Source organism: Bradyrhizobium sp. NBAIM18 (genome assembly GCF_020193825.1).
GTDB lineage: Bacteria > Pseudomonadota > Alphaproteobacteria > Rhizobiales > Xanthobacteraceae > Bradyrhizobium > Bradyrhizobium yuanmingense.
In genome coordinates, this window is record NZ_JADYVO010000013.1 from 129,005 (window position 1) to 144,462 (window position 15,458).

The 15,458-nt window shown below is 58.6% G+C and carries 12 protein-coding genes and 2 pseudogenes; 1 reads left to right on the plus strand and 13 read right to left on the minus strand.

Translation table 11 applies throughout. From position 1 onward, the window contains the following. Nucleotides 1-8 precede the first annotated feature (8 nt). From I6F17_RS25560 to ald, 11 genes and pseudogenes are all read right to left on the minus strand, one after another. Nucleotides 9-473 (minus strand): NifX-associated nitrogen fixation protein, encoded by a 465-nt coding sequence (locus I6F17_RS25560; protein ID WP_225124657.1) that lies wholly within the window; start codon nucleotides 471-473, stop codon nucleotides 9-11. A 6-nt stretch (nucleotides 474-479) separates the two neighbouring features. Continuing rightward, a complete protein-coding gene (gene nifX, locus I6F17_RS25565) occupies nucleotides 480-875 on the minus strand; it encodes a nitrogen fixation protein NifX (protein ID WP_036014919.1) in 396 nt (131 codons plus the stop codon). Next, a complete protein-coding gene (gene nifN / locus I6F17_RS25570; RefSeq protein WP_225124658.1) occupies nucleotides 872-2,281 on the minus strand; it encodes a nitrogenase iron-molybdenum cofactor biosynthesis protein NifN in 1,410 nt (469 codons plus the stop codon). The genes nifX and nifN overlap by 4 nt, the downstream gene beginning before the upstream one ends. A gap of 9 nt (nucleotides 2,282-2,290) precedes the next feature. Further along, nucleotides 2,291-3,934: a nitrogenase iron-molybdenum cofactor biosynthesis protein NifE gene (gene nifE, locus I6F17_RS25575; RefSeq protein ID WP_225124659.1), complete on the minus strand. Its 1,644-nt coding sequence runs from the start codon at nucleotides 3,932-3,934 to the stop codon at nucleotides 2,291-2,293. A 94-nt stretch (nucleotides 3,935-4,028) separates the two neighbouring features. Beyond that, nucleotides 4,029-5,585: a nitrogenase molybdenum-iron protein subunit beta gene (gene nifK / locus I6F17_RS25580; protein WP_225124660.1), complete on the minus strand. Its 1,557-nt coding sequence runs from the start codon at nucleotides 5,583-5,585 to the stop codon at nucleotides 4,029-4,031. A 65-nt stretch (nucleotides 5,586-5,650) separates the two neighbouring features. Next, complete coding sequence (gene nifD / locus I6F17_RS25585) at nucleotides 5,651-7,153, minus strand: nitrogenase molybdenum-iron protein alpha chain (protein ID WP_036014927.1); 1,503 nt, start codon at nucleotides 7,151-7,153, stop codon at nucleotides 5,651-5,653. Nucleotides 7,154-7,590: 437 nt separating this feature from the next. Further along, a pseudogene (locus I6F17_RS25590) lies at nucleotides 7,591-8,189 on the minus strand (aminotransferase class V-fold PLP-dependent enzyme); the annotation flags it as partial. Between the two features lie 17 nt (nucleotides 8,190-8,206). Then, a pseudogene (gene sufC / locus I6F17_RS25595) lies at nucleotides 8,207-8,538 on the minus strand (Fe-S cluster assembly ATPase SufC); the annotation flags it as partial. Then, the gene (locus I6F17_RS25600) at nucleotides 8,535-9,176 is read right to left on the minus strand and encodes a cupin domain-containing protein (protein ID WP_225124661.1); all 642 of its coding nucleotides are present in this window, start codon (nucleotides 9,174-9,176) and stop codon (nucleotides 8,535-8,537) included. The gene I6F17_RS25600 and the pseudogene sufC, both read right to left, overlap by 4 nt. Nucleotides 9,177-9,504: 328 nt before the next feature. Then, entirely contained in the window at nucleotides 9,505-9,708 is a 204-nt protein-coding gene (locus tag I6F17_RS25605; RefSeq protein WP_225124662.1) for a 4Fe-4S binding protein, read from the minus strand. Between the two features lie 734 nt (nucleotides 9,709-10,442). After that, nucleotides 10,443-11,555: an alanine dehydrogenase gene (ald, locus tag I6F17_RS25610; protein WP_225124663.1), complete on the minus strand. Its 1,113-nt coding sequence runs from the start codon at nucleotides 11,553-11,555 to the stop codon at nucleotides 10,443-10,445. A gap of 322 nt (nucleotides 11,556-11,877) precedes the next feature. On the opposite strand from ald, the gene I6F17_RS25615 reads away from it, so the two are divergent. Further along, nucleotides 11,878-12,036, plus strand: a complete 159-nt coding sequence (locus I6F17_RS25615; protein ID WP_157784106.1) for a hypothetical protein — start codon at nucleotides 11,878-11,880, stop codon at nucleotides 12,034-12,036. Nucleotides 12,037-12,452: 416 nt separating this feature from the next. On the opposite strand, the gene I6F17_RS25620 is transcribed toward I6F17_RS25615, so the two are convergent. Next, nucleotides 12,453-14,651 (minus strand): DUF5695 domain-containing protein, encoded by a 2,199-nt coding sequence (locus I6F17_RS25620; RefSeq protein WP_225124664.1) that lies wholly within the window; start codon nucleotides 14,649-14,651, stop codon nucleotides 12,453-12,455. Continuing rightward, nucleotides 14,639-15,178 (minus strand): hypothetical protein, encoded by a 540-nt coding sequence (locus I6F17_RS25625; protein ID WP_225124665.1) that lies wholly within the window; start codon nucleotides 15,176-15,178, stop codon nucleotides 14,639-14,641. Before I6F17_RS25625 ends, I6F17_RS25620 begins: the two co-directional genes overlap by 13 nt. Between the last annotated feature and the right edge of the window lie 280 nt (nucleotides 15,179-15,458).

A 15,458-nucleotide genomic window follows, 5' to 3' on the forward strand; every position in this document is an offset into this window, starting at 1 on the left:
GTGCATCCTCAATAGTTCGCCACGTCAGGGAATTTCCGAATCAGGTCAACTCCATCCCTGACATACTTATCCCCCTCCTGAGCCAGCTTGACGAAACTGTCGAATCCGAAGCGATGCACGTCGCGCAGCTGCTTGTTTACGGCGACCAACCGCCCTGCGATGAGCACTATGCGCCCGAAGCCTTCATGATGCAGCTTCAGAATCGGCTGAATCATAACGCCGGTCTCCCTCTCTACTGACAGCGCAACTGCATTGAAGAACAGCTCAAGCCGCCACAGTGTCTTGGCATCGGGATCACCGATAATCGGCAATGCGCGCCGCTTCTCCATGTTCAGGATATAGGGTTCGAGCAGATCACGATCGCTCTTCCCTTCCCAGGCTCCGTTGGTATCCTGAGCACGCCAAATCTTGACCAAATCGATGAGGAATGGCGCGTCGACCGGGCTGGCCTGCTGCTCTATTTTTGCGGTCATATCACCTCATTCATCAAACTCGAACGTTCTCCCCTGGTCCTTTGCCATGACCTTGCGCAGCCAGGGAGGTGGTGTGCCCTTCAGCACCCGCTCGAGTTTTTCTAGGAGCACTAGAATGTTTTCTGGTTTGCTCACCTTGATAGGATGGATTTTGTTGGCCACCACTCGCGCAGCCGCTGCACCACCAATGGCAGCGACGTAAAGGATTGCGCAATCCTTGATAGCCTCGATCTTTGGCGCCAACTTATCATCGCTGCCGTCTTCCTTAAGATCGCCATCAAACTCGATCGCTTTAACAAACACGTGCCCGCCAGGAGCGACATCGTAGATTGCGATATTCTTTGCCCAACCAAAATGAGCATCGACGCGTCTCAGGTCCTGAGTGGCAAACGCAACTTTCATGCAACCGACCTCTCAGCCGCGACGGTGGAGCTGCGATGGCCCGCGCATCGTGGCAGTACGCGCCCAGTCCGCCACTTATCGGGCGTAGGCTGATCGTTCTCGTCGCGATGCGCGATCACGAGATTCGCGATTTCGAAGATCACATTCCGCGTACCACGGTAGCCTACCGATAGCTGGTGTCCCGCGCCAAGTCGATCGAATATCGGAAAACCTGCGCGATAGAACGGCACCTTCAGCCGCGCCGCCGCTTGCCTTCCATGCGAATGCGTGATCAGCAGATCGCAGTTGTTCTTTTTGGCAAGGCCTTCCAGATCTTCGAGATCGCCAATGATTACCTCCTTGGTCTTGATCCGTTCGATCACCTCCGACTGAGTAGTCGTCACGGCAACGGCCACCTGCGTGCCCATATCGTTCAGCATGCCGGACAAATCAAACAGAAGGTCTGGCTCAGCACCGATTGCGAGCTTGCGACCGCCAATATGGAAGTGCGCATCCAGCATGGCATCTGTGAGCTGACCGCGCTGGCGTCGATATTTCAAGGGTATCGGGCGGCCGCTGATCTCACTCAAAAACGTCATGAACTCATCATTCGGACAAAGGCCACACAGCCGCTCGAAGACACGAAAAGGCACGCCGGTCTTTGCCTGCATGACCTCTGCAGCTCGCCGCATCTGCGCACCGATTGCAATCGTCCACCCGGCGCGACCCATATCCGCAATTTGGCCGACGCCGATGCCGCCGATGGTCGTTGGCGTAAACTCATCCGGGATATGCCCATCGAGCGATCCCGCCAGGTCAGGGAGGAAGGACGGAGACAACCCGAAATCCTCCAGTATGACACGGAGTTCATCAAGATCGCCGGGCGTGAGGTGACATCCCGGCAGAACATTCACCCTCGATGGATCCCTCAGGCGACTGGCATTTGGCCCATCCACCAGCACCTCCACAATGCGCGCGACAGCCTTCTCCCAGCCGTCCTGGAACGCACCCTTGAAATCAGGTGTCGAGACGTAAACGAGCGGCAACTTTGCGAGTTGCGGATGCTTGCTCCGGATCAGCTTGAGGTAGGCATCCACATCGTCGCCGTTGGTCTCGGTGACACCAGTCGAGCAGATTCCGATGACCTTTGGCTTAGCTCGCTTGTAGATGTTCAGTATCGCCTGCTCGAGATTCTCATAACCACCCAGTACAGTCGTGACCTCACTCATCGCGGTGGTCTGCAGCGGTACAGCCTCTTTGAAATGCCGGACAAAGAGCGTGAGCCCGAAGGATGTGCACCCCTGGGAGCCGTGCAGAAGCGGCACTGCCCCGCCCAGCCCCATGAAGGCGAATGCGCCGCCGATCGGCTGGCTCATCTTCAGCGGGTTGACAGCGCAGGCTTTTGTTGGCGTCGTGACGATGGCCATGACGCCTCCCTACTCTGCGGCCTGCCGCATGGCAGATGGCTCGGACACCAAGATCTCCTCGATACGTCTTTGACAGCAGCCACCGACCGCATTGGTATGCTCCCTGACCGCTTCGACGCTCCTCAGGCGATGCGCGTAGATTGCGTCCTCGATCGTGCCCAGATCGACCCTGTTGCACATGCAGATCTTCCTGGCGCGGCGCGACTTTTCGGCGAGCGCCGGGTCGGCGAGCGCGGTCGCGGGCGATTGCATCTGCTCCATCGCCTTGGCCAACGCCTCCCATGGCGCAGGTCGACGTAGCTGCTTCCACATCGGACTGGAGAGCGACTTATCGATCTCCTCCACCAGCTTGACCATTCCGACATAGCCCATATAGGCGTGGCAACGCTCCTGGTTGATATCGAGCCAAGGCACCGCCGCTTTCAGCGCGACGAACTGCGACTTTCCGCCTGATAGCATGATGTCCGCCTTTGCGCCCTTCAGCATCTCGTACATTTCGCGCGGCGTCATATTCTCGATCATGTGGGCATCATGCCCCATGAGCTCCTTAATGCGCTCCTTATCTTCCTTGGTCGATTTTTTTACGCTGGTGCCGACTACCTCAAGCCCGGCTTCCTGGAGTGCCGCAACGACCGACCATGACTTGACGCCGCCGGTCATTAACAAGGCCTTTTTGCCTTCGAACCGTGGCTTATACGGCTCGATCGCACCCCAGGCCCACGCTTCCTCGCGCGCGATCAACGCGTCGGTGCGCCCGAGCAGATCTGTCGGGGCGCCGCGTTCAACCAATAAGCGGGCAATCTGCCGTAGCGATTCGCTCGAATCTTGAATACCGTAGAAAGAACCCTCGAAGAATGGAATCCCGTAGCGTTGCTCCATCTTGCGTGCGACGTTGATCATGGACTTTGAGCACACCAACATCGACGCCCGTGCGCGATGAGATGAAGCGACTTCGCGATATTTGCCGTCGCCTGAGATGCAGCAGAGAATTCGCACTCCAAGCTCATCTAGTAATGGCTTCACTTGCCAGAGCTCGCCCGAAAGATTGTATTCTCCGATCAGATTGATGTCGTACGGGGTGGTGTAGTCCGGTTCTCGTGTACCGATCACATAGTCAAGCAAGGCCTCGCCGGCCAGCTTGTTGCCGAGGTTCTTCGAACCGACGAAGCCCGGAGAATTGATCGGGATCACCGGCTTTAGAAATCTTCGAGATGCCGCCTTGCAGACTGCGTTGATGTCGTCGCCGATCATCGCCGGGATGCAGGTTTGATAAACGAAGATGGCGCACGGATCGTACTTGTCGATGATCTCCTTGATCGCCTTGCAAAGCCGCTTCTCGCCTCCGAATACAATATCGGTTTCGCTCAAATCGGTTGTGAATGCGGTGCGCCACAGATCCGAGCCGGACGACACCGCACCCCGATTGTCCCAGGAATTGCCCTCGCACGCGATCGGACCATGTACCAAGTGAGCCACGTCGGTGAACGGCTGCAGCGCAACCTTGGCGCCATCGAAAGCACAGCCCCCGGCAGCACTACCCGGCTGCAGCTGTTTGGTGCAGCCGTTCCTGCGTTCAGCCTCCGACTTACTGCCATTCTTGGCGCAGCCCGGCTCGTCGAAGATATTCTGGACCGTGGCCGCTAGTGAACTCATCCTGTTTCCTCTCAGGGCGAACAAATTGCAAAGTCAACGACCATGTGCTCGTGCCATCGTCCATTGCTTGGGCGATGGCACGCGCAGTCGCTCATCAGCGAATGATGTCGAAGCTGTAGTCCGTTTTGCCAAGAACGTTGGTGTTTTTGTCGATCTCGTCGAAGATCTTGTCCAGGATCTTCACCAGCACATTCACGCCGCCCTGATAGCCCCATAGGGGGGAGCGGTGATGATGATGCCGATCAAAAATCGGAAAGCCGATGCGGATCAGTGGCGTTCCGGTATCACGCTCCAGGTACTTCCCGTAGGTGTTGCCAATCAGAAAATCGACGGGCTCGGTAAACAGAAGTGAGCGCATGTGCCAGAGGTCTCGGCCGGGATAGGCTTGGCAGCCCTGTCCAAATGGCGAGCTTGCAAGCAGCGCCTGCATTTTTTCCTGCCATGCCTTGTTGCCGTTGGTAGACAGCACATGGGTCGGTTCGGCGCCGAGTTCGAGCAGAAACGCAGCCAACCCATAGCAAAGATCCGGATCGCCATAGATCGCGAACTTCTTGCCATGAACATGCGCGCTGGAGTCGGCGATGGCGTCCACCAGGCGGCCACGTTCTCGCGCAAGTTGCTCGGGAATCTCCTTGCCGCTGAGGCGTGACAGCGCGACGATGAAGTCATCCGTTGCAGATAAGCCCACCGGGTAGTTGAAGGATACGACGTCCTGGCCATGCTCCGCCACGAATGGCAGCGTCTTTTCCGTGCACCACTGTTGCATGGAGATAGTCGCCTTGGCATGAATCGCGTTCGCCGCATCCTCCAGCGTCGTACCACCGTCATACATCCGGAATTCGCCGTCGGTCGGAGTATCAAAGACTTCCGAATTGTCGGCGAGAACCGTATGCCGGATGCCCATCAATTCCAAGATGCGCTTGATCTCGCGAAGGTTCCCAACGGTATAGCCATCGAACCCGCCAATGATGTTGATCGCCCCATTCGGTTTGCGCTCAAGCTTCGGCGCTGTTCCGGCCTTGCCGTCCCAAAAATGCTCCAGAATGCCCTTGAGCGCATTGTCATAGCCGGTGACGTGGCTGCCGACGAACGCCGGCGTGTGGGCGAACGGCACGTCGAAGTTCGCCGGAACCGAGCCTTTTTCTTTCGAAGTCTTGATGAAGGCGTTGAGGTCATCGCCGATCACCTCGGCCATGCAGGTTGTGGAAACCGCAATCATCTTGGGCTTATACATGTTGTAGCTGTTCGCGAGCCCGTCGATCATGTTGTTCAGACCGCCGAATACGGCAGCGTCTTCCGTCATTGACGAAGAGACACAGGAGCTAGGCTCCTTGAAGTGCCGCGACAAATGACTGCGGTAATAGGCCACACAGCCTTGCGAGCCGTGGACGAAGGGCAACGTGCGCTCAAAGCCAACAGATGCGAATACGGCGCCAAGCGGCTGGCACGCCTTGGCCGGATTTACCGCTAGCGCCTCTCGCGCGAAGTTTTTCTCGCGATATTCGGCGGTTTTCGTCCATTCCTTGATACGTTCGACCTCGGCGGGATGGCGAGGGTTCTCGAATATCTTCTTCTTGGCCAGCATCTGCTGGTATTCTGGACCGCGGAACAGTTCGACATGATCGATCACGTGCTCGGCACTCTGCGCCATTGGTGAAATCCTTCACTATCGTCGAGATTGGTATCGCCCGGCTTTCCCAAGCGAGATGAGTTGCTTTATTCCGCAGCCTGGAGCTTGGCCCTCGAAGCTTCCTTCCAGGGGGCCTTCGTTTTCTTCCAAATCGGCGAGTTGACAGCCATGTCCATGTCGCGCGCAAAGATCGCGAATCCGTCATAGCCGTGATATGGACCCGAATAGTCCCAAGAGTGCATCTGCCGGAACGGCACACCCATCTTTTGAAAAACGTACTTTTCCTTGATACCCGACCCTACAAGGTCAGGCTGGAGCTTTTCAACGAAGTGCTCGAACTCATAGCCATTGACGTCATCGTAGATAAGCGTGCTGTCCTTCACGTAGTGCTGAGCTGTGCGCTGATAGTCATCGTTGTGACCGAACTCGTATCCGGTGCCAATGACTTCCATCCCCAGGTCCTCATATGCGCCAATAACATGACGCGGACGGAGCCCGCCGACGTACAGCATCACCGTCTTGCCCTCCAAGCGAGGCCGATATTTAGCGATCACCGCATTCACGAGCGGCTGATACTTCTGGATTACCCGCTCGGCGCCTTCCTTGATCTTGTCGTCGAAATAACCCGCAATCTTGCGCAATGACTCTGCGATCTTTGATGGTCCGAAGAAATTGTACTCGCACCACGGGATACCGAACTTCTCTTCCATGTGGCGTGAGATGTAGTTCATCGAACGGTAGCAATGCAGAATGTTAAGCTTTGCCTTCGGCGTTGCTTCGAGCTCAGCCAGTGAGCCGTCGCCGGACCACTGCGCGATTACCCGCAGGCCCATCTCCTCCAGCAGAATTCGTGATGACCAGGCGTCGCCGCCGATATTGTAGTCTCCGATAATCGCAACATCGTACGGCGTCGGCTCGAACTTGGGTTTGCCATCGCCCTCGAGATGGCCGAAAATCCAATCGCGCACCGCATCGTTCGCAATGTGATGGCCCAGTGACTGCGACACGCCCCGGAAGCCCTCACAACGGACCGGCACGATGGTCTTGCCGCCATATTCCTTGGATTTCGCTCGTGACACGGCTTCGATATCGTCACCGATCAATCCGATCGGGCATTCCGATTGGATCGTGATGCCGTTGTTAAGTGGAAACAGCTCTTGGATTTCATCAAGAATTTTGACCAGTTTTTTGTCGCCGCCGAATACGATGTCCTTCTCCTGGAAGTCGGAGGTGAACTGCAGGGTCACAAAGCTATCGATACCCGTGGTGCCAACGTAATAGTTGCGGCGCGAGCCCCACGAATACTGACCGCAGCCGACCGGGCCATGGCTGATATGAACCATGTCCTTGATTGGTCCCCAGACCACCCCCTTTGACCCTGCATAGGCGCAGCCTCTGATCGTCATCACGCCAGGTATGGATTTGATGTTGGACTTCACGCCGCAGTCTGACTTTCCGGCCTGGTGAACATTGAGGTGCTTGGCACGCCGTTTCGCGGTTTTCTCCGGATAGACCTTCAGCACCTCCTCGATCAGCTCTTTGTTGCGAGCCCTGATTTCTGCGGTGCTCTGGGTCGTGGCGAGACTCATCTGATGTCCTTCAAAGGTTAGCTGTTGCGAGGGCGGCTTCTTGATCCAAGACTTTTGCAACCAGCATGCCAGTGTCTCGCGAGCACCAAAACTGCAACAATCAAAACTACTTAGCGAGCCTCGTGCGGTGACACGGGCGTTGTTGCGAATCCGACATCACGCTTTCGCAGAGAACTCTTGGTGTGGCCCCGTTCGAAATGGAACAAGGCGGGCTCTGCCTGAAATTCCCTACCCAGTTCTGGATCTTATCCGCGACTGCAGCGCTCTGCGATTGAAGGCGGAAGTCGGCCGCAAGGCCGGCTGGCCGACACAGGCTTGCCAATGCTTCTATACTTACTGAAACCTACAGATGCTCACCTGCTGCGATGATGATGACGTGCACGATCCATGCTGCAGAGCTCAACGCGAGCTGCCTCGCCACGTGAACGCTCGCCAGGTCACGCGAGCAGCTGCCACGGCCTGATAAGGGCACGCACAGCACATCGAGCTCTTCGCATGTATTGTAGTCCAAGGGACACACGGCACGTCGCCAGCAGGCCGAAACACTTGAGCAGCGGCATCGCACAGTGCGCCCTCGCCCGCACGGCTACACCGGCGCGGTCAAGGATGGTGGCAATATCATGCGCATGTGTTCCCTTCACTTCCAACGAAATGATCGGCCCTTCTCGGCCGGCGTCCCGATCATGCGCACGAAGTTGATGGCCTGAGCCCCTCCTCCGGGTAAGCGAGCAGTATCTTCTCGGGCGTGTGGATCTGCAACTTGCCTATTGAATTGATGTAATCGACAGCGGCGCCGAAACCGATGGGCTTCGACGATCGGCGGCGTACCCGCTTTGAACCGGTGTGGCGGATCGCCGTAAATGACACTGGAACGCGAACTCGCGAATCATCTCCCCGTCGCCATTGGAGGGCGACATCGAGGCCAGTGCTCAGACTTGCCGTAAAGTACCCCGACCCCAGTCGGGCCATACAGTTTGTGACTCGTCATGACTTAGAATTCGCAATCGATGTCGCAGAAGTCGGCGTTCAGATGGACGCATTCCTTGCGAGCCGTCGACCCGGCGAACGCAAGCGGTTGATTGCGTTGGCGACGATACGCAGCGCGTCGATGTCGAGGCTAGCATCGATCTCGTCGAGGACGCAGAGGCTCGGCTGGAACAGCGCCATCTCCAAAACTTGGTTGCGCTTCCTCTCGCCACCGAAGAAGCCGACATTGAAGCCGCGCTTGAGCATGTCCTGGGCAATGTTAAGCCAACCGTCTCTTTTCAAAAATTCGCGGGTGGAGAATTCCTGCTCGCCGCGCGCCTTGCGCTGGGCGTTCAGTGCGGCCCGCAGGAAGTTCATTGTAGTCACGCCGGAAACTCGACCGGATACTGGAATGCTAGGACGCCTCAAACGCCGGAGAATCGGTCTGGCGCAGGGTCGTCACCCAGATCACGCGCGCCACCTGCTGGGTCGGGTTGTCGAACATGTGCGGCACGATGCTCGGAAAACGAAAGCTGTCGCCGGCTTCCAGCACATGGGCCTCGTTGTCGAGCCAAAGCCGCAGGCTGCCCGAGAGGATGTAGCCCGCCTTCTCGCCGGTGTGCTGCAGGAAGTCGGTGCCGGAGGAGGCGCCGGGATTGAGCGTGAGCTCGTAGAGCTCGAGCTGGCCTTTGCCTTCCGGGGTCAGCGCTTCCTTGACGACGCCGCTGGCGGTGAGTCGCAGCAGCCGCCGGTTGGACTTGCGCACGATGTAGCGCTGCCCGTCGGCGGGATCGCTGCTCTCGAAAAAATAGGAGATGGGGACGTCGAGCGCGATGCCGAGCAGGCGCAGCGTGCGGATCGAGGGCATCGCGCGTGCGCGTTCGAGCTGGCTGATCATGCCGGTGGACAGGCCGGTCTTGTTGGCGACGTCCTGGATCGAAAGGCCGGCGCGCTGCCGCAGCAGCCGCACGGTTTCACCCAGGCGCTGGTCGACCGCATCGTCAGCTTCGATCGCCGAAGCGGCCTTGGTGACGTTGGTATCGCCGCGACCATCCATGTCGCTCTCCCGTGCATCATCTCAGCCTCGGGCATCGCGCCCCCGGCTTCAGTCGGAGTGAAAAGCTGGCGCATTCTAGCAATGCGGTGACGGCTGTATTTAGTCGTGAAGAACTTTTGCTAGAAAAATTTAGAAGCACTAAAGCCCACTCCTGTCCCTTTGCCGGGGTCTCGGGACGGCACGCTCATTACGCCGCAAGCTCTGCGAGCGACTCGCGCAAGTCACCACGGACTCGCGGCTAGCATGTGAGAAAACAGGAGACGGATAGGAAAGGCGGCGGTGTCGATAGCGTTTTCATTATGTTTCGTACGGGAGCTCCTCTCGTCGGCTACGCGACCTTTGCCGGCACGCATGTATCGGGCACCGGGCAAACGACGGCGCATTGTGGCGCGTCAAAATGCCCTTCACATTGGGTACACTGGGACGGATTGATCACATATATGTCGTTCTTCAGGCTGATCGCGGCATTGGGACACTCGAACTCACACGCACCGCAGACGGTGCACTGGGACGCGATTATCTTGTAAGCCATCACTGCGATTCCATAAGCAAAAGGTGCGGGACAGTGTCTTGCTATCAAGTCTTGTGCCAGACAGTTTGAGCTTGATTCGTCTAGAGTATTTTCAATAACGCAAATCGCCGCGTCGACACGCTGTCGCAAATCCTACAAGGGCCGTGGCGGCTTGATCTCGATGCTTTGATTTGCGCATGGTCGATTCACAGCAGTTAGCGATCAGGTGAACGACCGTTGCCAGACTTAAGGGGACGATCTGAGATCCTCCCCAACGCCGCCGTGCCACGGCTAAGATCGATGCGTCGCGCGGCATCACAGAGTTCCCCGCGGGTCTAACCCAGAGCGCATCTTGTTGATTCCACTCACCGGGACAGCCGCGGCTTACGCGACAGCATCACGGGCAGCAACCGGCAGGTCCTCACCGGTCCGCCTCGCCGCAGCCAGTCAGAAGGTCGCGGCGGCCGCTCCAGATACAGTCACACCCGTGATGCGCGTCCCTCTCGGGGCCCGCGGGACGCATTTTCAGTTGCCCCGTATTGCCGGCGAAACCGGCACATGCGCTGTATGGGGCAAAAGTACACCTGCTCCCCCTCGTGCAGGCGACTGAAGCCAGGTGTTCGTCTGGTGATCCTCCGCTACGCTTCGCGGTCAAAGTAGATGCCGGCAGCGGTCAGCCGATTGATGTAGCCGAAAAAAAGCCACCCCAAAGGGTGGCTTAGTCACGGAGGAAACGGCCATGAGGGCCTTTGGGATCACGCCGCCGCCTGTTCGATCGGTGAGAAGGGCAGCCCGAGGCTTTCGGCCACCGCTTTGTAAGTTAGCCGGCCTCGATGGACGTTGAGGCCTGCGCGCAAATGTGGATTTTCCAGTACGGCGGAAAACCCCTTGTTGGCCAGAGCCAAACCAAACGGCAGAGTTGCGTTATTCAGTGCTTGACTCGAGGTCAGCGGAACGGCGCCGGGCATATTGGCCACACAATAATGAATGATGCCATCTGCTTCGTAAGTTGGATCAGCGTGAGTGGTTGGGTGTGATGTCTCAAAGCAGCCGCCCTGATCGATAGCGACGTCCACGAGTACCGCTCTCTTGCGCATCGAGCTCAGCATGCTCCGGCGGACCAGCTTCGGCGCGCTCGCACCTGGAACGAGCACGGCACCAATCACCACATCCGCCGCAAAAACCTCTTCCTCTACGGACTCGATGGTTGAAAATCTGGTGCGAACGCGTCCTTCGAATAGCTCATCCAGCTCGCGGAGCCGGATTATCGAACGATCGATGATGGTCACTTCTGCGCCCAGACCGACCGCCATGCGTGCCGCGTGCGTACCGACGACGCCACCTCCGATCACCACGATTCGGGCAGGCTGAACACCGGGCACCCCACCGATCAGCAGTCCTCGTCCGCCTGTACTCCGCTTTAGGGCGCTACCCGCCGCTTCGATCGCAAGCCTACCCGCGACCTCGCTCATCGGCGCCAGCAGTGGTAGACCACCATGCGCATCAGTTACCGTCTCATAGGCGATCGCGGTGCATCCTGATTCCAGGAGGCCGGTAGCCTGGTCCAGGTCGGGAGCCAGATGCAGATAAGTGAAGAGGATGTGATTCTCACGCAGCTGAGACCATTCGGACGGCTGAGGCTCCTTGACCTTTACGATCATCTCGCTCAAGGCGAATACCTCAACGGCAGAAGGTAAAATCGTTGCGCCAGCATTGCGATAATCGTCATCGGTTGCACCAATGCCAGCGCCCGCATTGGTCTCGATCATCACGCTGTGGCCTGCTGCCACGTATTCGCGGGCAGCTCCAGGAGTAAGGCCCACGCGATATTCGTGCGCCTTGATTTCCTTTGGGACTCCGACCTTCATTGAAAACTCCCTGCCTGACGCGCCCTTCTTATCGGAAGCGAGCAGTGATATCGCGACGCAGCCGATAAAATGGTGCAGGAATTCAGCGATATTTGACAGGCTTCGCAGGATTTCAAACCCACAGATGCCGAGCGGACCGTGTGACCTTGCTCCCTGAGCTTAACCCGTCGACACTGCGCGATAGCGACAAATCGTTCCGAATTGCGGTCTCGGCGTCGCAGAAAAGCTGACCACCCAGCGAAGTTCTCAAGCAGCAAAGATGGCAATTTGCCAGTTACGCAGGATTGCCTATCAAGCGAAGCGGTTCTGGAGTTGATGGCCAATGACCATTGATGGTAAATTTGGCTACCAGGAAATGGACCATCACGGCGACAAGCCGGATCGCGGAGATATTGTCGCGCGCGCGATCCTTCCAGCCCTTTGCCAGGGCGCCGTCGCCGGCGACATGGAAGTTCGCGCCGCGCGTGCGGCGAGCGGATGACACAGAAACCGCGGCCGCCGCAACTGGCGCCGCGGGGGGCGGCGCCGATGGATCGGGACCATCGTCATCCTCCGGCCTGGACGGGGGCTGACGCCGAAGTCGCAGTCAAGCGGCGGGAAAGAAAGGCTCGGGCGATATCAAAGCGTGGAAATCGGCAACTACAAACGCTCTCGATCGTTTGTGCGACCTCAATCATCAAGCTTGCTAAACGAGGCTTGAAAGTCCCGCTCTGGTTGAGACTTTGCTGCAAAGACGGCCGGTCAACGTCGTATCGGTGGCGCTCCGAGGTATGCAGCACCGCGGCGATGCGGATACGTGCGCCAGATGCTCGGGATTTGCGGGGATGATCGTCATCGCCTCGGAAGCCTCGTGGAACAGCAGGCCATAAGTGCCGATCGCACCCGATAATCGGTAACCTAGCGTTGAACCCGCGGTAAGCGCGCCGCAGGCAAGCGGATGACGATCTGGCTGTCCGTGATGTCGACGACTTCCTTGCGCTTTCTCCCGTCATCGTACCGCAATTCGAACGTCACTCCCGATGCAGATGGGGCAAAGGGCTCAGGCGTAAGGCTGATCCACCCCTCCCCCAAATTCAGAATGATCGGTCGATCCGCCCGGAATCGGGCGTCGAGCAGCACCAAGTCCAATCGGAGAGACTGGAGCCGCACGTTGAGCCGTCGACGCACGCCATCACGTGGCCAGATACGCAGGGTGTGAGCGAACGTCTCCATGATGCCACCATGACAAACCTGCCCAAAGATGGGATCGTCGGCAACGATTGTCGCAGCAGCGCGGACCGCCCCACAAAATCCCAGGTCGATCTCGCACGAGTAATACCACGTTCCACGGTGATGCGGCTGACCGAGCCATGTGGTCCCGCTCGGCGCGGGCTCGAAGCCGCCACCGGCCGCGCCGTCATTCTCCTCGCCCGGATACCAATAGCCATGACCGGCCGACGCAGGGCCGCTGTTCAGCAAAGCCCACGCGCTGAGTTGTGACGCATAGCCGAGACGAAGGAGCGGATGCGGGTCGTCCGCATCGTTCAGCGCATGATCAAGCAGCGCCCAGCCACCCATCTGCGCCATGTAAGTCAGCGTATAGGCGTCACCCGCAGTGCGGCGATAATCGCTGCCCAGGTAGTAATAAGCAGGTTCCAGCCAGCCACGGCAGAACAGATTTGCAGCGATCTGACGCTCCGCGAAGGCACGCGCTGCCGCCTTCGAAACCCCCATGGCGACAGGGTCGTCAAGGGCCGAGCGCGCCAGTGCCTGAGTTGATTCGAAGGCTGTGGAATCGAACGGATATTCAGACTTGAACAGGTCCGCCTTCGGATCGACAAAGGCGCGCACCTTACGCGCCCAGTGCGCCTCCAACGTCGCCGCCTCGCGCGTCAAGCCCGCCGTCGTGAGCGCCGAAACCAGTTCGGGGATCACACATTCGTTGCAGATGCCGGTGCGGTAGGCAGACCACATCACCACGCGCATCGGCACCGTGAACATGGCCAGCGCCGTACCGTAGGCGCGTACCAAATAATCTCGTGCGCTCTGGTGGGTGGGTATCGCGGGATGGTCACGCGCGATACGGTGCATGGCCAAATACATCGCGAAGATGTGCGGATAGTCATAAGGCCGCCAGATATGCAGGCGGCCCTTTGGGCCGGGATCGCTGCTTTCCCTGTTCTGCTTCCAATCGGGTATACCGTAGAGGCCGTAGGCGTATGCCTCCTGTGTGGTACGTTGCAGCCCGCCCCAGACGAACGTATCTATATACCGATCCAGCGCCGCCACTTCCGCCACATCAGGATGCTCGGCATTCTTGGTCGCGAGGTAAGCGGGCTTGCTCAGCCCGGGATCGTCGCACGTCACCTCGTAGATGCGCCAGCCCTTGATCCGGTCGTAATTGTCCGGGCCAAGCAGGACCTGCGTCTCCATATTCCACTCGCCAAACAAACCGTCGTACCATTTGGACGGGTCACGATGCTGCCGCTTCACGATGAAGGTTGCGCGCTTCTTCATCATCGTCTCGACGGGCTCGGTAGCGAAGAATTCAAGAAAGGTCTGGCGCGCACCCGGCTGGTGCAGAGTCAGCCGGTTCTCGCCCAATCGCGAAAAGCGAACCCGCCACAGTCGCCTGCCAGCCCGATCCGGCAACCGTTGCACCACCGTGTCGCCGGTAAATTCCGCCTCAATTCGCTCCACCGGAATGGAGGACGCGAGCGCAATGTCGACATGCAGGTCGTTGGGAACCGTCATGCCCGGCATTACTTCCACGTCCACCAGACCGGCGTGCGCGATAGCCCTGCGCGCCGCCTCGTAATCGGCAACCCACTGGAAGCGGAGACGGTAACGCCGTTGCTCGGCCGGCGACAGGGACAGGGAATGGGTCGGCTGTCGCCAGCGAGTCCCGCCCGCCACTGCCTCGCCGGCGGCCGCCCCGCCCAAGATGTAGGCGCACCACGTCCCACTGGCTTCGGCCGAATCCTTGTGGACATCCCAATATTCCAGTGACGTGTCCGCTTCCGGTAAGAGCATGAGGAACGGACCGGTGCTGTTGCCGCGAATCCAGAGGATGTGCGATCCATGCCCGGAGACGAAGCTGTGCTTCAAAACAGCCATCGATACCGGTTGCCTGCCGGAAATTCGGTGTTCATCGGCATGGGTAAATAGAGGTCGCCAACCTCCACGCTCGCCATGCCGTCGTTCCGCAGCATGATCTCCCACGTCAATCCAGCCTCGTCGACTGCGAGGCGGGTCGTGAGAAGGACACCAGCATCGCGGGCTGCTAGTTCGAGGGCCGCGCTATGCATCGGCTTCGTTGCATCAACGCCGGTTCGAAGCGTATGCCACTCGGATCCGGCACGCCGAACTCTAGCGTGAGCCGTCCCCAGCACGGCTCCAGGCAGAACATAATCCGTGTCATACGCATCGTTACGATAACGCAACGAGGTAATGCCGTCTTGTGTGCACCCAACGACGAAGGGAGAGTCGGCCGCCTTCAACACCATAGCAACCTTGCGCTGCGGCCGATTGGGTGTAGGCACCGTAACGCCCCCGAACAACGCGCTACCCAAGAAGCTACTGCCCAACAGCATCGTACGACGCGTATACGTCCAGGCATTAGACATCTCTTTGGTCTTCGTCATCAACGGTATCCGGTATCGCTACATACGGATGATCAAGGCGTGCCGTTTCCCGTCGTAAACGTCAACGCGACAAAGCGACATACGTTCTCAAGTACCCAGCGTTCGGTCGGCACCGCTTCGTCACCATCGGTCCTCACGATGCCCTTGGACACCAGACCTTGCACGCAAGGAGGCCTCCGTTCTTGTCGGCGAGTCGCGATCGGCGGAGCAGACGAGATGCTCGGGCGCAAGGAGTAGGATCAGTTGGAGCTCGATCTCTCCGTGGCGTTCGATGCTCGGC